17 protein-coding genes are annotated in these 20,030 nt (G+C 29.3%); 15 read left to right on the top strand and 2 right to left on the bottom strand.

Annotation, left to right across the window (positions count from 1 at the left end; all coding sequences use genetic code 11):
• The first annotated feature begins 380 nt into the window (after positions 1 to 380).
• The 13 genes from RWS90_RS00790 to RWS90_RS00730 all read left to right on the top strand — a co-directional run bounded on the left by RWS90_RS00790 (position 381) and on the right by RWS90_RS00730 (position 15,031).
• The gene (locus RWS90_RS00790) at positions 381 to 662 is read left to right on the top strand and encodes a DUF6110 family protein (protein WP_314548003.1); all 282 of its coding nucleotides are present in this window, start codon (positions 381 to 383) and stop codon (positions 660 to 662) included.
• A 1-nt stretch (position 663) separates the two neighbouring features.
• On the top strand, positions 664 to 2,718 hold the full coding sequence (locus RWS90_RS00785) for a heavy metal translocating P-type ATPase (RefSeq protein WP_314548002.1): 2,055 nt from the start codon (positions 664 to 666) through the stop codon (positions 2,716 to 2,718).
• A gap of 464 nt (positions 2,719 to 3,182) precedes the next feature.
• On the top strand, positions 3,183 to 3,908 hold the full coding sequence (locus RWS90_RS00780; protein WP_314548001.1) for a Fic family protein: 726 nt from the start codon (positions 3,183 to 3,185) through the stop codon (positions 3,906 to 3,908).
• Positions 3,909 to 4,076: 168 nt separating this feature from the next.
• Entirely contained in the window at positions 4,077 to 5,168 is a 1,092-nt protein-coding gene (locus tag RWS90_RS00775) for a hypothetical protein (protein WP_314548000.1), read from the top strand.
• Position 5,169: 1 nt separating this feature from the next.
• The gene (locus RWS90_RS00770) at positions 5,170 to 6,096 is read left to right on the top strand and encodes a helix-hairpin-helix domain-containing protein (protein WP_314547999.1); all 927 of its coding nucleotides are present in this window, start codon (positions 5,170 to 5,172) and stop codon (positions 6,094 to 6,096) included.
• Between the two features lie 191 nt (positions 6,097 to 6,287).
• Entirely contained in the window at positions 6,288 to 7,310 is a 1,023-nt protein-coding gene (locus RWS90_RS00765) for an acyltransferase (RefSeq protein ID WP_314547998.1), read from the top strand.
• 118 nt (positions 7,311 to 7,428) lie between these two features.
• Positions 7,429 to 8,109, top strand: a complete 681-nt coding sequence (locus RWS90_RS00760; RefSeq protein ID WP_314547996.1) for a sugar transferase — start codon at positions 7,429 to 7,431, stop codon at positions 8,107 to 8,109.
• A 44-nt stretch (positions 8,110 to 8,153) separates the two neighbouring features.
• The gene (locus RWS90_RS00755) at positions 8,154 to 9,371 is read left to right on the top strand and encodes a DegT/DnrJ/EryC1/StrS family aminotransferase (protein ID WP_314547995.1); all 1,218 of its coding nucleotides are present in this window, start codon (positions 8,154 to 8,156) and stop codon (positions 9,369 to 9,371) included.
• Complete coding sequence (locus RWS90_RS00750; RefSeq protein WP_314547994.1) at positions 9,364 to 10,209, top strand: phosphorylcholine transferase LicD; 846 nt, start codon at positions 9,364 to 9,366, stop codon at positions 10,207 to 10,209. Before RWS90_RS00755 ends, RWS90_RS00750 begins: the two co-directional genes overlap by 8 nt.
• Complete coding sequence (locus tag RWS90_RS00745) at positions 10,193 to 11,155, top strand: glycosyltransferase family 2 protein (RefSeq protein WP_314547993.1); 963 nt, start codon at positions 10,193 to 10,195, stop codon at positions 11,153 to 11,155. The genes RWS90_RS00750 and RWS90_RS00745 overlap by 17 nt, the downstream gene beginning before the upstream one ends.
• Positions 11,156 to 11,162: 7 nt before the next feature.
• A complete protein-coding gene (locus tag RWS90_RS00740; protein WP_314547991.1) occupies positions 11,163 to 13,304 on the top strand; it encodes a LicD family protein in 2,142 nt (713 codons plus the stop codon).
• Position 13,305: 1 nt separating this feature from the next.
• The gene (locus RWS90_RS00735; protein WP_314547990.1) at positions 13,306 to 14,022 is read left to right on the top strand and encodes a LicD family protein; all 717 of its coding nucleotides are present in this window, start codon (positions 13,306 to 13,308) and stop codon (positions 14,020 to 14,022) included.
• 16 nt (positions 14,023 to 14,038) lie between these two features.
• A complete protein-coding gene (locus RWS90_RS00730; protein ID WP_314547989.1) occupies positions 14,039 to 15,031 on the top strand; it encodes an acyltransferase family protein in 993 nt (330 codons plus the stop codon).
• 2 nt (positions 15,032 to 15,033) lie between these two features.
• Here the strand turns inward: RWS90_RS00730 and RWS90_RS00725 are convergent, their stop codons facing one another.
• Positions 15,034 to 16,509, bottom strand: a complete 1,476-nt coding sequence (locus RWS90_RS00725) for an MBL fold metallo-hydrolase (RefSeq protein ID WP_314547987.1) — start codon at positions 16,507 to 16,509, stop codon at positions 15,034 to 15,036.
• Between the two features lie 13 nt (positions 16,510 to 16,522).
• On the bottom strand, positions 16,523 to 18,004 hold the full coding sequence (locus RWS90_RS00720; protein ID WP_314547985.1) for an oligosaccharide flippase family protein: 1,482 nt from the start codon (positions 18,002 to 18,004) through the stop codon (positions 16,523 to 16,525).
• A gap of 163 nt (positions 18,005 to 18,167) precedes the next feature.
• Between RWS90_RS00720 and RWS90_RS00715 the strand changes: the two genes are divergently transcribed.
• Together RWS90_RS00715 and RWS90_RS00710 are read left to right on the top strand one after the other, a co-directional pair.
• Positions 18,168 to 18,875, top strand: a complete 708-nt coding sequence (locus tag RWS90_RS00715) for a 2-C-methyl-D-erythritol 4-phosphate cytidylyltransferase (protein ID WP_314547984.1) — start codon at positions 18,168 to 18,170, stop codon at positions 18,873 to 18,875.
• Position 18,876: 1 nt separating this feature from the next.
• Positions 18,877 to 19,899, top strand: a complete 1,023-nt coding sequence (locus RWS90_RS00710) for a ribitol-5-phosphate dehydrogenase (protein WP_314547983.1) — start codon at positions 18,877 to 18,879, stop codon at positions 19,897 to 19,899.
• Positions 19,900 to 20,030: the final 131 nt, after the last annotated feature.

Here is a 20,030-nt window from a genome sequence, read left to right as displayed (position 1 = left end):
TATAAAAAATAATGATATATTCCACATTAATAAACAACTGTGTTTACTACAGTTAAGAGAAGAAAAATGTATAAAGGGAGAAAAGTTGCACAAGGGAATATCATAAAAAACAACCAAGTCAGCATTAAATTAATTACAGTAAGTCTGTAAAAAGTGGCGCGAAGCTATAAATTTAAGAGGATTTGAAAAATAATACAAATCTAAGGGAACATTAAATTTTTGTCTATACAACGAAGGATTGAAGCGGAAATATTTTCGGAATAAAAAATTGTTTTCCGATAAGAGAAGAATGACTTATCCTTGATATATTAGCATTTACATATACTTTTAGAAATGATATAATATAATTATAATAATATATTTATAAGGAGGAATTGAATATGTCAATTAAAGCATTAAAAGTTGCTAAAGCAGCATTAAAAACACCAGGAGTATTTGCAGGAGGAGTAGCATTTGGGACTTTCGGTCTTAAATTACTATCAAGCAAAGATGCTAAAAAAGGATACTCTGTTGTTTTATCAAAATTATATAAAGCAAAAGATGGAGTAGAGGGAACTGTTTCAAACATCAAACAACACGCTGATGATGTAGTAGCGGACGCAAAAGATTTATACGAACAAGAAAAAAGAGAAAGCAATCTTCAAGAATTAGAGGAAAAATAAGATGGAGTTTAAAATACTACATCTTTCAAGTGAAAGAGCGAGAATTAAATCAAGTTTTCGCATAACACCGGATGTTAAAGTATATTTTAAAAAGCAAGCATCAAAAATTCAAAACATTAAAAAAGTGGACTTTTATGAAGATGAGTACACTTTTGTTATTATGTTTAGTAAGGGAAGTAAATCTTGTTTACAGGAATTTTTCAAATTAGTAGACAAAGAGAAAGTAAGATATTGCTATGAAAATCCAGTTGAAAAAGTTGAGGAAACTCCTTATTCAATAATAATGAATGCTTTGTTTTGGAGAGGGATGTCTAAATTATTCATGCCACTACCACTAAGAGTTGTATATACTTGGTGGAAAGCATCAGGATATTTAAAAGATACTTTAAAATTATTAGCGCATAAGCAAGTTACTATGGAAACTCTTGATTCTGCAGCTATCTTTGTATCGTTAGCTACAGGAGCGCGAGATACAGCAAGTTCTATTATGTTTATCCTAGAATTAGGAGAATCTTTAAACAATTGGTCAGAAAAAAAATCAGTAAAAGTGTTAGAGGAGAGTCTAACATCTATGGACAAAGAAGTATGGCTTGTTGGAGAAGAAGGGAATAGAAAAATAACTTGTTCAGAAGTGAAAAAGGATGATATTATCCTAGTTTCAGAAGGAAATGAAATTTTATTTGATGGAATAGTGATGAATGAAGGGGCTAGTGTTGATGAGAGTTCATTGACAGGAGAAAGCTTCCCGGTTGTAAAAAACATCGGAGATAAAGTATTTTCTAATACGATTGTTGTTAACGGTGAGGTTAAACTTAAAGTTGAAAATCCCCAAGTAAATGGTCGTATTCATCATTTAATTCAGCTGATGAAAGATTCTGAAAGTAGAGAAGATGCATATCATTACAAATACATTAAATTAGCAGATAGTATTGTAAAATACAACTTCTTAGCTATGGGATTAACATATTTATTTACAAGATCTTATGCTAAGGCGATCTCGTTCTTACTAGTAGACTATTCATGTGCGTTGAAATTATCAACACCAGTTGCGTATCTAACTACTATTAAGAATCTAATTGACAAGAAAATTGTCGTAAAAAATTCTGTAACTCTTGATAAATATGAGGACATCGATACATTTGTTTTTGATAAAACAGGGACAATAACAGTATCTAAGCCATATATTCAAGAAGTTCTACCATTTTATGAATATTCTTATGAAGAAGTTCTTAAAATTGGTGCATGTTTAGAAGAACATATCTACCACCCTATCGCTAGCGCTGTAGTAAGTAAGGCGGAAGAAGATGGTATTGAACATGAAGAAATGCATACAGAACTTTATCATATTGCTTCAAAAGGAATCGTTTCTCACATTGATGGAGAAAAAGTTGTTATTGGAAGTAGACAATTATTAAAAGATGAAAATATAGTTGTAACTACTGAGCAAGAACAAATCATAGCGGAGAAACAAGAACAATATAACCTATTATTCTTAGGTTATAAAGAGAAATTAATCTCAATTTTCTGTGTGGATATCCCATTAAGAGGCGAAGCAAACGCAGTTTTAACTGAACTTAGAAATAAAGGTAAGAAAGTTGTTTTATTAACAGGGGATAATGAAGTTAGAACTAAGAAAATCTTAAACGATGTAACTTTTGACGAAGTTCATACAAGCATGACTCCAGTTACAAAATTTGAATACATAAGAAGTGAAAAAGAAAAAGGGCGTCGAGTACTGATGATTGGTGATGGTCTAAATGATTCTGCAGCATTATCAGAAAGTGATGTGAGTATCGTTATGAGCGAAAGTGCTGATCTTTCTAAACAAATTAGTGATGTCGTATTAAAATCAGATTCATTAGATTCATTATTACTTCTTTCAGATGTTTCTAAAACACTACGTGCTCAAATGAGCAATAATGTTAAGAGCACGGTATCTATTAATACCTTATTAATATTCTTAGGATTGGTAAACGTACTGCCTTCTAAATTCTTAGCATTACTACATAATCTAACAACATTTAGTATTGTGTTGAAGAATTTTAATATTAAGTAGGGTGGAAATTAGCTTGTGTCTGTACATAATATAGGTGTTAACTCATATATGTATAAAATATAGGAGTTAGTTTGCAAGATTATGTAAACTAAATAGAATCATAAGCGTTAGTATATGTAAACTAAAAAAACAATAAAACTCGAATCTAGGAGAAATCTTAGGTTCGAGTTTTTTTCAGGTATAGGCAAAATATTTTGTTTGATTTAGATGTATTTTCATTAGAAAATAAATATATTTTAGAGTATAATGAAGATAAGTAAGATAAATAAGTAAAGGGTTTAGTGTAAAGTTTCATATTAAAATTATAGGGGGATAAGAAAATGGAACAAGTACGACATAAAGACGCACGACCAACAATGGATCTAGTTCCCATATTAGGAAAAATGGAGTAGAAGCGGTATTACTATTTAATTATATTAATATGAAGTGAAACTAACTACAGATTTTTTAAAGGAAGTGAAACAATGTTTGATAAGATTGATAAGTTACAGGAGAAAATAGCAAAGCTTAGGCCTTTAAACAAGACTGAACTTGAAAAGCTAAGAGAAAACTTTATTATAGAGAATACTTATAACTCTAACGCTATTGAGGGAAATACTCTTACTTTAAGGGAAACGTCTTTAATATTGCAGCAAGGTATTACCATTCAAGGTAAAAAGGTACGTGAACATTTAGAGGTAATAGGATATAAGGATGCTTTTTATTACATTCTAGATATTGTTAACGAGCCATTGACAAAACAAGTTATAAAAGATATACATAGCTTGGTTTTAATGCATGATAGAGAGAATAAAGGAGTATTTAGACGTGTTAACGTTCAAATATTAGGTTCTAGCCATAAGACTAGTGAACCGCAAGAAATAGAAAGTAATATTGATAAGTTATTAGTTAAATATGAAGCGTGGAAACAAGAACATCATATTATTAAAGCTATAGCATTGTTACATCTAGAATTTGAAAGTATACACCCGTTTATTGATGGAAACGGAAGAACAGGAAGATTAATTCTTAATTTTGAATTAATAAAACATGGATTGCTACCAGTAAATATTAAATTTACAGATAGGGAAAAATACTACAATAGTTTTGATGAGTATCATACAAATAGTAATGCTGATTATCTAACTGACTTAATAGCGAATTATGAAGTTGAAGAACTTGAAAAGTATATTAGTATGATAGATTGTTAAAATAGATTATGAACAGTCAATAAATAGGGAGCGGCTCAAAAATCGTGATTTCTTAAGGAATCGCGATTTTTGAGTCGCTTCCATGCAATCTTCTGTTAAAATTACGAAAAAATGATAATTCGTGGTACAATATAACTAAAATGTTATAAGAAATTAAGAGGATGTACTATGGGTAAAAAAATAAGAAAATTTCCATCGATAAAAAAGAATAATAATTTCGCCTTGGATAGAGAAATAGAGCTGGTATATACAGAACTACAAGAAAATACTTTTAAGAATATAAAATTTATTAACAAAGAAGATCAACTGGATTTTAATGAATCGTTAAAACTTTTTGCTAATTTTATGGTGACAGGAGATAAGAAATTTATTGAAAAAGCACATCTAAAATCACCTTATAATATATTTGCTAATATATTTATGTTATCTGAACAACAAAAATCTCCCCTTGAAATAATAGAGGATATTGATGAGTTGAAATTTAAAACTGTAAAATATCCAATTGTAGGTAATCCTAATTTCAAGAATGATTTTAATAAGGTTGTAATTCAGCATTTGATTTCAATTTATCTTGATAATCAAATGTATAGTGCAATTCCTAACGCTAGTCTTATTTGGATAAATCTTGAAAAAGGAGAGCTTAAACTTGATGGTATTTTAATGGATACTATTATAGCATATTTAAAAATTGATTCTGCAGATAGATTTTATAGGTTGTATAATGAATTATCACCTGCCTCAAAATTAGATGAATTTGTTCAATTAGCTAAGATAATATTTGATATTAGAAGGTTGGATGATGAAGAGGTTGTAGAAACGATGGCGACTCTAAAATATATTAATCCGAAAATTGAGAGATTGCTAGACATTGTATCTAGTGGAAAATTATTTAATGAAAATGAATTTACTAGATTAATACATAGTGAAACAAGGGTAGAACAATTAATTGAATTTATTATGGTTGATTATGTGATAGAGTATTTAATGTGGGTTAATTCTCGTATAAGAACTGGAAAACAATTAAATGAAAAAATTAAAGTAAGAAATATGTCTGTAGAAACAATGAGAACTGATTCAATTTTCGAAAACCTGAGTACTCAGGTGCTGAAAGCTCTGAAAAAAGAAGGATTGTTAACAAAGAAAGATTTCTTAAACGTTACAGAAAAATATTTATTAAATGAAGTCGATAATGTAGGGAAGAAATCTATAAAACAATTAAAAGAAAATGGTGTAGAGTTTAAAAAGGAGGTAAGAAGCTAATATGAAAAACGAACAGGCAATCGAGTTGTTAGGTCCAGATTGGGAAAAGGTATCAGAAATTATATCAAAATATCATGAAGAAATAAATAATGAATTAGATAAACAATCTACACTGACACAAGTAATTTATTTAGATAAAGTTATAAAAAATTTAAAATTTATTTTTAACTTAGCATCTGAAATGAATGTTAATTTAGAGAAAACTGACTGGGGGAGAGCGGTATTAGATATTTTTTCAATAACTGCAGAAAAGTTTAAAGAAGCTCATAAATATACAGATAGTTTGGAACTATTATTGTTGATTTATTTAGTTAATCCAAGCAATAAGGCTTCAATAGCGTATGAGATAGCAGAACTGTGTGTAGAGCTTGGTAGGCATTTTATTTTTGAGGAATATTTCCATGATACCACAGATATAGAGCTGCTAATGGCAGGAACATTGTCAGCTATTATGGAAGGAGATGAAGAAGAGGCTAGGGTTTATTTCGAGAGATTACGAGAAGAACATCGTGATGTAGCACTATTTTTCGAAAAAGACTTACTCTTTACCAATAATATAAAAAGAACTATTCCAAAAACATTAAAAAATAATGACGAATTTTTTAATATATTGATGAGATATAAAGAATATTTACAGAGTGAGCATATTTATCATGTCCTTAAATATTTCGCGAAAAATCCAGTGAATATACGAAAAATTAAAGAAGAGAAAGAAAAAATCCAAAGACAAAAGATGGAAATGGATAGATTTTTACAAGAATTAGGTATTAACCGCAGTGATTATGCGTGGAATCTTGTGAATTTTGGAATTGGAACTAAAGATGATTTCAAGAACTATACTAAGAAAGAAGTTTTAAGCATAGATGGTATTGGACCAAAGACTATTGCGAAGTTAGAAGAAGCGGGTATAGAGTTTAAGGAAGTATAAAAGATAGAGAACAACAACTAGATAAAATAAATTTTTATCAGTTGATAAAAAGTATATGTTGAGCAGAAACTCGAATCTGGGGAACTGGATTCGAGGTTTTTTAGGTACTCCCGCAAGTCTATATTTTTAAATTGTATCAACTATTTAGAATATGGTACAATTTATTTATATTAGAAATTTAAGGAGATGCTATGGATATTTTTATATTATTACTAATTATCACATTAATATATCTATTGCCCGTGAATAATGACTATTTAGGAGTGAATTCAACTAATGGATTAAAAGGGCTTTTAGCGTTAGGTATAGTATTTCATCACTTATCACAATGGGTAACAACAGGAACAGAGTTTGTTAACTTTAAGTATATGGGAACATATATAGTATCTGTGTTTTTCTTTATATCAGGTTATGGATTGTATGTTCAGAATAATCGAAAAGAAGACTATCTTGATAATTTTTTATCTAAAAGATTGTCGAAGATTTTAACGCCATTTATTGCTATATCTAGTATATATTTAATTTATAGAAATATAAATGGACAAGCGTTAACTATTACTTTCTTTGTAGATCTATTTAAAAAAGGAAGCACGGTTATATATAACGGTTGGTTTGTTGATATAATTATTTTGATGTATGTATTTTTCTACATATCATTTAAAATATTTAGTAATAGGACTGTAGCGATATTAGTAAATACGCTGTTAATAGTAGGATATATTATCTTAGCTATTAAATTAGGATATGGTTTTTGGTGGTATAATAGTAGTCTTCCTTTTGTATTAGGATTGCTATGGGCGAAGAATAAGAAATATATAGATGAAATTTTGAATAAGTATTATTTTATAATACTAGTGTGTATTACAAGTTTATTATTTATTTCTCATCAATATAGTTTTGTTCTAAAGAAACTTCATATAGTGGATAGTTATAGTTATGCATTTTTAGCTAATATAGATAATGTTATATTTACTATTTTCTTTATTTTGATAGTAAGAAAAATAGATTTTTCCAATAAGTATCTACTATTTTTAGGTAAGATTTCATTTGAGTTATATATGATTCATGGATTGGTGATATCAATTTTTGGAAAGTATTTTATTACTTCTAGACTAAATGATGTTGTATTTACTATTCTAGTGGCAGTTACTAGTATCACTTTAGCGTGGATAATCAATTTTATAATAAAGAAAATTAGTATAAAGACAACCTAATTTGGTTGTCTTTTTTTACTTCCATTTCTTCTGTTCTAGTATGAAATATGGTATAATAAAGAGATGAAATAAATTAGTAGAGCTAATCGGGAAAGTTGGTTAGCTGTTAAGGTGAAAGATGAACATTGATAATAGATTTGAAACAGAAGCGGTAAAAAAGTATAGAGCTTCGATTGAAAAGAAGAAAGTATCGTTATTTCTGAAATTACTTTTTGATAAGGTATTGGCATTAATTTTGCTTATCCCTTTATCGCCGATAATTTTCGGAATAGCTATTTGGATAAAACTTGATAGTGAAGGGCCTGTGTTTTACAGGCAAGAGCGTATAACTACATATGGTCGAACTTTTAGAATCTTTAAGTTTAGAACTATGGTTAAGGATGCTGATAAGCTGGGGACGGCTGTTACTCAGCAAAATGATCCACGTATTAGCAAAGTTGGTCATAAACTTCGTAAACTTAGATTAGATGAACTGCCGCAGCTTATAAATGTCTTACTGGGTGACATGAGTTTTGTTGGAGTAAGACCTGAAGTTGCGAAATATGTAGATAAATATACTGATGAAATGAATGCAACACTTCTTCTTCCTGCTGGGATAACTTCTCCAGCGAGTATAGAATACAAAGATGAAGATGAAGTTATTGAGAAGTTCAAGGGAAGCGGGAGAAGTGTAGATGAAATCTATGTGGAGGAGATTCTTCCAGATAAGATGAAATATAATTTAAAGTACATTGAAGAATTCAGTGTTATAAATGATATAAAAATAATGATAAGAACTGCTGTTGCGGTTGTTAAATAAGATTATAATAGTTAAAGTAGAGTTTTAATAATTAGGAGTTTGAGATGAAAAAATATAATATACCATTTTCTCCACCAGACATTAGTGATGGAGAAATAAATGAAGTAATAGATACTTTAAAATCAGGTTGGATTACAACTGGACCGAAGACAAAAGAATTAGAAAGAAGATTATCAGAATTTACTAACACACCGAAAACTGTTTGCCTTAATTCTGCAACTGCAGCTCTAGAGCTAACATTACGTGTTCTAGGTATTGGTGAAGGTGATGAGGTAATTGTTCCTGCGATGACATATACTGCTTCATGTAGTGTAATTTATCATGTTGGAGCGAAGGCTGTTATCGTTGATATCGCAGAAGATAGCCATGAGATGAATTATGCTGCTTTAGCTAATGCTATTACTGAGAATACTAAAGCTGTTATTCCTGTTGATTTAGCGGGAATTCCATGCGATTATGATAGAATCTTTGAAGTAGTAGAGAGTAAAAAACACTTATTCAAAGCAAATAGTGAATATCAAGAAAAACTTGGTAGAGTGGCTGTTGTGGCTGACGGAGCACATGCTTTAGGAAGTGAGTATAGAGGTAAAAAGATAGGTTCTGTAGCTGACTTTACTACATTCTCGTTCCATGCTGTTAAGAACTTCACTACTGCTGAAGGGGGAAGTGTAACTTGGAAAGAAAATCCAAACTTTGATAATGAAGAATTATATAAAGAATATCAAATATATTCTCTTCATGGTCAAACAAAAGATGCATTAGCAAAAACAAAAGCAGGATCTTGGGAATATGATATTGTTATTCCTGGATACAAATGTAATTTAACTGATATCGCAGCATCTATTGGATTAGTTCAACTAGACCGTTATCCTAAACTTTTAGAACGTCGTGAAGACATTATAGATCAGTACAATAAAGGATTCAAAGGGACAAGAATTACAGCCTTAAGTCATAGTTCAGAAGATTATAAATCTTGTGGACATTTGTATATAACTCATATCGAAGGTGCAACATTTGAACAACGTGGTGAGATAATTGTTAAGATGGCTGAACGTGGAATTAGCTGTAATGTACATTATAAACCATTACCTTTACTAACTGCGTACAAAAATTTAGGGTTTGAAATTGAAAATTATCCTAATGCTTATAATTACTATGTTAAGGAAATAACATTACCTTTACATACTAGACTAAGTGATGAAGACGTGGCTGTAATTATTGATAACTTCATGGAAATAGTCGAGGAGGTAGTAGGTGAGTAGTTTAAAAGAAATGCAAAATAAAAGCTTAGAAATGGCTGAGTATTTTGTAGAATTTTGTAAAAAACATGGCTTACTTTGTTATCTTTGTGGTGGTGGAGCCATCGGTGGACTTCGAAATAAAGGATTCATACCTTGGGATGATGATTTAGATTTTTTCATGCCTAGAAAAGACTATGAAAAACTTCCAGAACTTTGGAGAAAGTATGCCAAGGAACAATATTTCTTATCAAAAAGCGATAGTAACTTTGTCGATAGAAATCTATTTATCACGATTCGAGATAGAGAAACAACATGTATAAAACCATATCAGCAAGATTTGGATATGCCACATGGTTTAGCTTTAGATGTTATTCCTTTGGATTATTATCCTAAAAATGAAGCTGACAGAAAAAAACAAGTTCGTTGGGCATTAATTTATTCGTTATTCTGTGCGCAGACTATTCCAGAAAAACATGGTGCAGCAATGAGATGGGGTGGCGCTATTCTTTTAGGTTTAACACCAGGCAAACTACGTTATAAAATCTGGAAAAAAGCTGAAAAAGAAATGATGAAGTACACACGTGAAGAAAGTGATGGAATAACAGAACTTTGTACAGGCCCACGCTATATGATGAAAAAATACCCGATTGAAGCATTCGAAGATAATATCTTTATAGATTTTGAAAATACTAAAATGCCGATACCTGTAGGATATGATATTTATTTGAAAACAGCATTTGGTGATTATATGACACCTCCACCAAAAGAAAAACAAGTTCCACATCATGATTCGGTAATAGTGGATATGGAAAATAGTTATCTTAAGTATAAAGGGGAGTATTATGGACGAAAAAATTAGTGTAATAGTACCAGTATATAATGTAGAACAATACTTAGAACGCTGCGTAGACTCAATTATCAATCAAACGTATAAGAATTTAGAAATTATTTTAGTAAATGATGGATCAACTGATAACAGTGGAAAACTTTGCGATGAATTAGCCAAGAGAGATGATAGAATAAGAGTTATTCATAAGGAAAATGGTGGTTTATCGGATGCGAGGAATGCTGGTATAGAAGAAGCCGAATCAGACTTAATTGGATTTATAGATAGTGATGATTATATTGATGAAGATATGTATGAGTTACTGATAGATAATTTAAGAGAAACTAATGCAGATTTATCAATGTGTGGTCATTATGATGTTTATAATAATGTTTCTGAAGCGCAAGTAACTGAAAAGAAAACATGGGCGCTTAGTCCCGAAGAAGCTATTAAGATGGTTATGGAAGCAAAGATATTATCTGTAACAGCTGTTAATAAATTATATAAAAAGAGTTTATTTTCAGAGTTTAAATTTGAAATTGGGAAAATCGCTGAAGATGCATTTATTATGATAAAACTTCTTGATAAATGTAATATAGTAGTAGCGACAAATGAAAAAAAATACTACTATGTGCATAGAGAAAATAGTATTACTACGCAAAAATTCTCAACTAAATTTCTAAATGTAATAGAAGCTTATGAACAGAATAAAGAGATTATTTTAGAGAAATACCCTGAATTAAAAGAAGTAGCTCAGATGAGAATGAATTGGGCGTATTTTTATGTATTAGATAGGTTATTGTTAGATAAAGATTATACTGATAAAAAATTAGAAAATAAGTTAATATCGTATTTAAAAGATCATAGTAAGAGTATTTTAACAGATTCATTATTGACAAAAGGTAGAAAAATTGGATTTGTTGCCTTATTATTGAATAGAAATCTATATAGAAAAATAATAGAGAAGAGAGGATATTAATTAGAGTATGTTAAAACAATTAGAAAAAAATTATTTTAAAATAAATCTGGCATTTATCTTAATTGTTGCGGTTTATTGTATGTGTGGTTTAATTGTTCCGCTACAATTTATTTCAGCTAACAAGATAGTTGCAGGGGGAATGACGTTGCTTGGAATTCTTTTAGCAACGTATAATTTAGTTATTAAGAAAGTATATCTGAAGATAAAAACAATAGAATACTTATTACTATTTTTTGCTTTTAATATAATTACTAGTATTCTAGTGATATCTTATGGTTATTCTACAAATATTAAAAACACGTTGATATTTTATATTTATTTCTTAACAGTATTCCCTATATTTACTGGAATTACTAGAGAAGAGGGTAAAACATTATATAATTGCTTTTTCTATATGGTTACTGTACTTAATACATTTGGAGTATTAGTCTCATTAGTTCAATTCGTATTATTGAAAGGCTACAGAGTACACGACTATAAAGGATTGTATATTAGACAAGGGTTTATAGAATCTAGATTATTCGGTATTTTAGCAAGTCCTAACTTTTTATCATTAGTTTCATTAATTGTAATTATATTTTTAGCTTCAAAAATCTGTAGTATTGAGAGAAACTATAGATATTTAACTTATACGGCTATTGCATTGAATTTTATCTATATTGTACTATCTGGTTCGAGAACAGCTTTTATTTGTACGATATTAGTATCTGTAGTATATGCGTTTGTAATGTTCTACCAAAAAGGGAATGTTAAATCCATATTTAAGGTGATTTTAGCAATAATAGTTGTTTTATTTAGTTATAAAGCTGTTAATTATACAAGTGAACAATATTTAAAATTCAACAAAGAGAGAATTGAAGTACAGGATAAGAATAATAATCTTTCTCTTGAAAGAACAGATACAAGCGAAGAAAATATTTCTAATAACAGATTTGCGATTTGGAAATCAACAGCTTCGTTTATACCTAAAAAACCGATTTTCGGATATTCTGGAGGAAATTGGTATGAAATAGGTAAGAAGATCAATCCAGATGAATATATTATAAGAGAGCATTATCTAACTCATAATGGATACTTAGAAATCTTATTTTATAATGGATTAACAGGATTTGCTACGATGGGAGTATTCGTATTATCATTTTTTGTTTCAATGGTAAAAAGAATCTTAAAAGAGAAGAAAGAGGAGATCGTAAATAAGGAAGCATTGTCGATACTATTGATGATTATAGTTATTTTAGTATCTAATTTATTTTTAAGTTCTACGTTTTATGGTATCTCATTATTAGGAATGATATTATTCTTAACATCTGGATATTATTATTCAGTGGTTAGTTCTGATAAAAAAGATTACAGAAAATTAAATATAGATGAAATAAAAGAAGTTGAATTAGGAGTTATGGATTATATCCATAAAATTTGCCAAGAAAAAGGTATTAACTATACACTAGCTTATGGGAGTCTATTAGGAGCTGTTAGGCATAAAGGATTTATTCCGTGGGATGATGATTTGGATATTGCATTGAAGAGACAAGAATACGATAGATTGTATGAAGCAATACAAGAAGATAATGATAAAATCTATAAAGTAGTTTCTTGGGAAAACGATGCTAGGTATCCTTATCCATTTTACAGAGTGTATGATAGTAGAACTGTTTATGAAAATAATTATATACAGAATGATATAGAATTAGGGATTTGCGTTGATGTTTTTCCTTTTGATGATTATAAAGATGTAAATAAAGAAATTACGAAATTAGACATGTGTCGTCGATTATCTGTATATACTTTATATGGTATAAGAAATAAAGATGCTGGAGTTAAAAACCTTACAAGATATTTATTGTTAATAGTATTCAGATTGACAAGAGTGAAAATATGGAATAAGAGATTAAATAATTGTTCCAAAGCTTCTGTGGATAGTGGATATATTGATTATCTTATGGAATCTAAAAGATACAGCACAAAGATAGATAGTAAATCATTGGATAAAGTAATCGATAGTAAATTTGAAAATAGAATATATAGAATTCCCCAAGAATACGATCATATTCTAACTACGATTTATGGTTCTGATTATATGGAAATACCATCAGTAGAAAAAAGAATACAGCATGACAATTTTGTAGCGTATATAAAAAAGGAGAAGTAATATGTTACAATGGCTTAAGAGAAGTTTAGCCAGTTTTTTAGGTGATAAAAAAGATGTGGTTAAAAATCTTCCTTTAATAAAAAAATTGAATGAAAAAGCAAATATTGAATTAGACTCTAAAAGAAGTATTTTATTAGAAGAAAATTTTGAGGAGATTTTAAACATAGTTTATGGCTTTGATTTAAAGAATTATGATATTTGGTTAGATTTTGGAACTTTATTAGGATACTACAGAGAAAATGATTTTATAAGCCATGATTTGGATATGGATTTCGGAGTTCAAGTTTCAAATTTTGAAGAATTCGAAGTGGTAGAAAAATATCTTATAAATAATGGATTTAAAAGAACGAAAGAATTTTATTATAATAAAAGTTTAGTTGAATTATCTTACAGCTATAAAGGGCTTAATGTAGATTTTATTATCTATAAAAAAGAAGGTGATAAAATCTCTTCTGACACAATATTTTTTATGACTAATGCATTGGGGAATCCTACTAGATATGAGGTCTATCATTATAAAATACCATTTACAGGGATAAAAGCATGTGATTTTAAAGGTGTGAACGCGAAGGTACCTAGTAACACTGAGGAGTATTTGAGAACCTTATATGGAGAAGATTTTAAGACTCCTAATACTCACTATAATTGGAAAGAAAATCCAATTTATAAACGCGGGAATGCAGAGCTAGCTGAGGTTATTTTATATAAAGGAAAGTAAGTTAGAGGATAATATTATGGAAAATAGAATAGTATTATGGGATAATCTGAAGTTTTTTCTTGTAACTTGTGTTGTGATAGGGCATTTTGCGGATCAATTTACAGATGTATCTAATATTTATGATAGTATATTTTTATTTATTTATTCGTTTCATATTCCGCTGTTTATTTTTATAGCTGGATTGATGTTCAAGAATAGGAATATTACGGCTAAAGCTATATTTTATATAAGTATTGGTTTTTCGTATAAAATAGTTTCAGCAATAGTGGAAAGGTTACTAGGTACGGTGAAAGTTGAATTCTTTTTATTATGGGATAGTGGGCTTTCATGGTTTATGTTTGCCTTGGCAGCATATATAGTAATTTTAAAAATAATTGAGAAACAGAATAAGGAATATATTTTAGTGTTTTCGATAGTATTGGCTTGTTTTGTAGGATATGATCCAGGAATAGGAGATTTCCTATACTTATCAAGGATAATAATATTTTTCCCATTCTTTTTGAGTGGGGTATTATTACAAAACTTCGATATAGTAAGTTTTAAAGATAAAAATTTTAAATATAAATTCTTAGCAGGACTTATAGTTTTAGTTTGGTTAGGATTATGTATTTATGAAGTAGATAGAGTATATGGGCTAAGATATCTGTTTACAGGGAGAAACCCGTTTTTCCCAAGGATAATGAGTTATGCTCCATTAGTGAGATTAGCTAGTTATATCATATCTTTTAGTATAGGTTTTTCTCTTGTAATTCTTATGCCTAATCGAAGAATGTTCTTAATTACAGACATGGGGAAAAATTCTATAAATGTATATTTCTGGCATATGCATATATATTATATTTTGAATAAAGTATTTAATATCTCTAATGTATTTAATTATGGAGTTAGTGGAAAATTAGCGTTTCTATTAATGGCAGTGTTATTGAGTATGATACTATCTCATAAGATTTTTAGTTTTCCAATAAGACAAATAAGAGAACAAATATTTTTTAATAAAAAAGCATCATGATTTTAATAACCACGATGCTTTCTATTTTTTATTTTATGGCCTATATATATGATTATTGCTATTAGCACAATTGCAAGTGGATAGTTTTTATAATCAGAAAGGCTAAGTCGTCCATTATTATTTGTATGAAGGAAACCGATCCATTTATCTTTGCTTAAAGTTCCATTAGCTTCGAAATGATAGAAGTTTTCCCATTCATTTTTTGCTGCTCTTCCATCCTTTTTGAAATAATATTTAGAAGTTGAATCAATTTCTTTCCATGAATCTGTTAACATTCCGTTATTTTTATCTATGTAGTAGAAGGTATTGTTATCTTTAACTACTCCTGTTTTTAAAGAACCGTTATTGTTAAAGTAGAACCACTTGTTATCAAGATATTTCCAACCTACAGCAACAGTACCTGAATTAAAGAAATAGTACCAATTATCGTTGTGCTGTGTCCAACCATCTTCAGGGGCTTCATTTTTCCAATTTTTAAATTTTAATATATTATTTTCATTATAAAATCCATAGTGAGGGTAATCATCAGAAATATCTTTTACGTCTCCATTATTAAACTCTAAAGAAATTGCTGCTCTGTCTAGTTGACCAGCATTTATAATGCTGATATTTTTTTGTTTCAGATATTCCGCATATTTTTCTTCTACAGGTCTAATACCTGTTTTAATAATTTTTTTAGGATTAAGTTTATCCACAAATTCTTTCGTATTTGATTTTGTTGTTTCTACATGATGATTAAATTTCATAACATCTACTTGACCGATTAATGGACCATATTTTTCTTCAAGGTGTCTTTCAGTATTTTCTAAATCCCCACCTAAGAAAATTTTAGTATTGTTTATGTTTACTATTGCCAAGATAGAATTTAAATTGTCATCATATACTTTTTTTAACGAACCGTCACTTTCGTACTCATTTTCATAATTTAACAAATCGATTTTAATATCTCCAAGTGTTAGATGTGAATCTTTTTCTGAGATATCTTGAATAATTTCAGTATTAGTTTCTTTTGCTGCTTTTAATGCTCTTTCGTATCCGTATAAATTATCCCAAAGTCTAGTTTTATCAGAAATTCTATCATCACTATATTTTTTAATATATAGTTTTCCTGTTGGGATAGATTTTAGTACGTCATGTGCAGAACCAACATGATCTGAATGTGCATGAGTTATAATAATGAAATCAAACTTTTTAATTCCCAATTGTTTTATATGAGCGAATAATCTATCTTGGGTAATTTTCTTTTTATCTTTTGTTATCCCTTCTCTGTCAGGATATCTAGAGTCTGAACCATCTGGATATGAGAAATCTTCCCCTGTGTCAATCATAGCGTAATGACCATTACTTTCTAGTATCATAGCGTCTGACCATTCAGCTACGGTAATAATATGTAATTTATCATTAGCTTTAGCATATACTGTTGGCAGAGAAGTTATAAATAATAGTGTTATTATAATTATTGTTTTTAAAAGTTTCATAAATGCTCCTTTATTAACTTTTTTTTATTTTACTTTTAACCATATTTATCGCATAGTATATTGTTGAATCTTTTAAGATTGCTAAGGTGATTATGTAATAAATTCCACAGATTGATATAACTGTACAAACCATAAGAATCATATTTAATGTGATTTCATAAGAGTGAATCTGAAATGCGAATTTAGATATGAAATATATTGGAATAAATCCGAGTGATACTATAAGGTATTTATACAACGGTGAAAATACAGATTCAAAGTTTATTAATTTATGTTTTTTAATAAACTGTATCTCTAGCAATACAACTAGTCCTTCAGCGAATATTGTTGTACCAATATAATACTCAGGTTTAAAAATATTACAAAAGTATAGCACAGAATTTAAAATTACATTTAATCCACCACCGATAAAGTAAAATGAAGTCAACTTACTTTCAAAGTCGTTGATGAACATAATTTGTTTTCCTAAAATTGTCTCAACAGCCCAAACTATAGTTCTAATAGCGAAGATGCTCGTTACTATTCCTGCTTCTAGGTATTTTTCAGATGAATAAATTACGGTTGCGTAAGTTCCTAATATCATTATTCCGATACTAGTCGGCATCATTAGGAAGAAGAAAAGAGAAGAACCTTGGTTGATTAGGTTTTCGTATGCATCATAATCTTTTTTTCCTAAATAATATCCCAGTCTTGGTAAACTAACACTTAGAGCTCCACTAAGCACACTTGCTATAAGCATAACTATATTGAAAGATATAGTATAGTATGAAATATAGTTCGTATCAGGGCTCTTCGTAATAAACATTCTATCTAGTAGAGTATAAAGCATATTAGCATTTGCTAATAATAGCATTGTTGTTAGTGCCTTTGTAGATGTTAACAAGTCTTTAATATCAATCTTAATAAATGAAACTTCTCTTTTTATCCATAAGAAACTTAGTAGATAGTTTAAGATTGTAGTAGCGCTCATTATAATTGCATATGGTATAATGTCATCTTCTGTTTTTACAAATGCGAATATTGATACTAACATAGCTATTCTAATAAATAGTGTTTTATATAGAATAAACGTGTAGTTTTCGTATGCTTCATTCATCCATTCAATATTTAAAAATTGGAATAGCGCTTGAATTCCAAGTATATAATACAGCAGTTTTAGATTTTCTGTTTCATATTCCCCTACGCTAATAAATATAAAATATAAAGCCGTTACGGCAATTGAAGTAATTACGGATATATAAAATAGTTTTGAAAATACGTAATTAATTTTATTTTTATCATCTTTAACTTTACTTATTGATCTAATTCCGTAGTTATAAATACCGAAAGCAGCTATAGGAACGACAAAGCTAGCCCAGGTATTTGCTGTGTTGAAATAACTATAGTTTGATTTACTAAGTATTCTAGTTAAGTAAGGATTAGTGATTAATGGAAAAACTATGTTTAGTACATTAACCATTAAACTTGCTAATGCATTAACTTTTATGTTTTTCATAAAAAAAGTCCTTTCTAAAATTATATTTAACATTATATCATATTTTTAATTCATTAGCTGAAAATTATAAGTTTAACAGAAGATTTTTTCTGTTTATTGATTTTCTATGATATAATAAAATAGATAACATATTAATAAAAAATAATATATAAAGGAGCAAAAAATGATATACGCGGGAATATTAGCTGGTGGAACAGGAACTAGAATGGGAATAAGTAATATGCCAAAACAATTCTTAGAATTAGGTAAGAAACCAATCCTTATTCATACGATAGAGAAGTTTTTATTAGAGCCTGAAATCGAAAAAATCGTAGTTGGTGTTCATGAAGATTGGGTATCTCATGCAGAAGACTTAATAGAAAAATATGTTTCAGCGTTTGCTGATAGGATTATTATTACACATGGTGGAGTTGATAGAAATACAACGATTGAAAACATCATTAATAGAATTAATGAATACAAACCTTTAACTGATGAGGATATTATTGTTACTCATGATTCTGTTCGACCATTCATTACGCTTAGAATTATTAAAGATAATATACGTTTGGCTAAAGAAAGCGATGCTGTTGATACAGTAGTAGAAGCTGTTGACACTATTGTAGAAAGTACCAATGGAGAATATATTTCAAATATTCCTAACAGAGTACACTACTACCAAGGTCAAACTCCACAAAGTTTCAAATGTGTAGATTTCTTAAACTTATATAATTCACTGGACAAAGAGGAAAAACAAATACTTACAGATGCTTGTAAAATATTCGTAATAAAAGGTAAAAAAGTAGCGCTAGCTAAGGGAGAATATTCTAATATTAAAATAACTACGGTAACTGACCTTAAGATAGCTAAGAGTATGCTAGAGGACGAGTAATATGATAAATCAAATATATCAATTAGTTAAGCCAAAGTTCATTAATGTAAAATACAATGAAGAAAATATAAATGATGGTGATAAAATCATCATCCGTCCAAACTATATGGCATTGTGTCACGCAGATCAAAGATACTACCAAGGGAAAAGAGATCCTAAGGTATTAGCTAAAAAGTTGCCTATGGCACTTATTCATGAATGTGCAGGGGTAGTTATTGCTGATCCTACAGGTACTTATAAAGTAGGGCAGAAGGTAGTAATGATACCTAACCAACCACCAAGACAAAGTGATGAAGAATTCTATGAAAACTATATGTCTGAAACATATTTCTTATCGAGTGGTTTCGATGGATTTATGAGAGAGTTCGTAGCTTTAACTAAGGATAGGGTTGTAGCTTATAACGAGATAGAAGATTCTGTTGCAGCTATCACAGAGTTCATAAGTGTTGGGATGCATGCTATGGATAGGTTCTTAAAAAATTCACATAGTAAAAAAGATAGAATAGCTATAATAGGAGATGGTAGTCTTGCCTATGTTATGGCGAATATTATAAACTATACTCTACCAGAGTGTGAGATAATCGTCATAGGTCGCCACTGGGATAAGTTGGAATTATTTAGCTTTGCTAAAGAAAGGTATATTACTGATGATATTCCTGAAAACTTAAGTTTTGATCATGGAATCGAATGTTGTGGTGGGGATGGAAGTGGATATGCGATAAATGATATTATTAAATATATAAGACCACAGGGTAGTCTAGTTCTAATGGGAGTTAGTGAGTATAAGGTCAATATTAATACGCGTGATATCTTAGAGAAAGGATTAACATTGTTAGGTTCATCGCGTTCGGGAAGAGTTGATTTTGAAAAAGCTATTGAGATGCTTAGTAATAAGAAGTTCGAAAGAAGGTTCAAGAATATTATTGAACTTGAACAGCCTGTAAGAAATATTAGTGATATACATAGGGTTTTTGCGACAGATTTGAATACTGCGTTTAAGACAGTGTTTAAGTGGGAGATATAATCATAATAGAAGAAGAGGCTCAAGCAGAAATTCCGTTGAGCCTTTTTATTTTGATAATATATAAATTATTGGTATTATTTCTGTGAATTATTACATTTTGTGTTATAATGATAAGTAATATTGTAATGTAG

The organism is uncultured Gemella sp., from assembly GCF_963529685.1.
In the GTDB taxonomy this organism is placed as follows: Bacteria; Bacillota; Bacilli; order Staphylococcales; family Gemellaceae; genus Gemella.
The sequence above is the reverse complement of the archived record's forward strand: the minus strand, read 5'-3'. Positions and strand labels throughout refer to the sequence as shown.

Coding starts and splice junctions, on each gene's coding strand:
- RWS90_RS00775 (WP_314548000.1), top strand. CDS start 4,077: ATGGGTAAAAAAATAAGAAAATTTCCATCGATAAAAAAGAATAATAAT.
- RWS90_RS00725 (WP_314547987.1), bottom strand. CDS start 16,509: ATGAAACTTTTAAAAACAATAATTATAATAACACTATTATTTATAACT.
- RWS90_RS00780 (WP_314548001.1), top strand. CDS start 3,183: ATGTTTGATAAGATTGATAAGTTACAGGAGAAAATAGCAAAGCTTAGG.
- RWS90_RS00745 (WP_314547993.1), top strand. CDS start 10,193: ATGGACGAAAAAATTAGTGTAATAGTACCAGTATATAATGTAGAACAA.
- RWS90_RS00760 (WP_314547996.1), top strand. CDS start 7,429: ATGAACATTGATAATAGATTTGAAACAGAAGCGGTAAAAAAGTATAGA.
- RWS90_RS00735 (WP_314547990.1), top strand. CDS start 13,306: ATGTTACAATGGCTTAAGAGAAGTTTAGCCAGTTTTTTAGGTGATAAA.
- RWS90_RS00730 (WP_314547989.1), top strand. CDS start 14,039: ATGGAAAATAGAATAGTATTATGGGATAATCTGAAGTTTTTTCTTGTA.
- RWS90_RS00755 (WP_314547995.1), top strand. CDS start 8,154: ATGAAAAAATATAATATACCATTTTCTCCACCAGACATTAGTGATGGA.
- RWS90_RS00740 (WP_314547991.1), top strand. CDS start 11,163: ATGTTAAAACAATTAGAAAAAAATTATTTTAAAATAAATCTGGCATTT.
- RWS90_RS00710 (WP_314547983.1), top strand. CDS start 18,877: ATGATAAATCAAATATATCAATTAGTTAAGCCAAAGTTCATTAATGTA.
- RWS90_RS00720 (WP_314547985.1), bottom strand. CDS start 18,004: ATGAAAAACATAAAAGTTAATGCATTAGCAAGTTTAATGGTTAATGTA.
- RWS90_RS00785 (WP_314548002.1), top strand. CDS start 664: ATGGAGTTTAAAATACTACATCTTTCAAGTGAAAGAGCGAGAATTAAA.
- RWS90_RS00770 (WP_314547999.1), top strand. CDS start 5,170: ATGAAAAACGAACAGGCAATCGAGTTGTTAGGTCCAGATTGGGAAAAG.
- RWS90_RS00715 (WP_314547984.1), top strand. CDS start 18,168: ATGATATACGCGGGAATATTAGCTGGTGGAACAGGAACTAGAATGGGA.
- RWS90_RS00790 (WP_314548003.1), top strand. CDS start 381: ATGTCAATTAAAGCATTAAAAGTTGCTAAAGCAGCATTAAAAACACCA.
- RWS90_RS00765 (WP_314547998.1), top strand. CDS start 6,288: ATGGATATTTTTATATTATTACTAATTATCACATTAATATATCTATTG.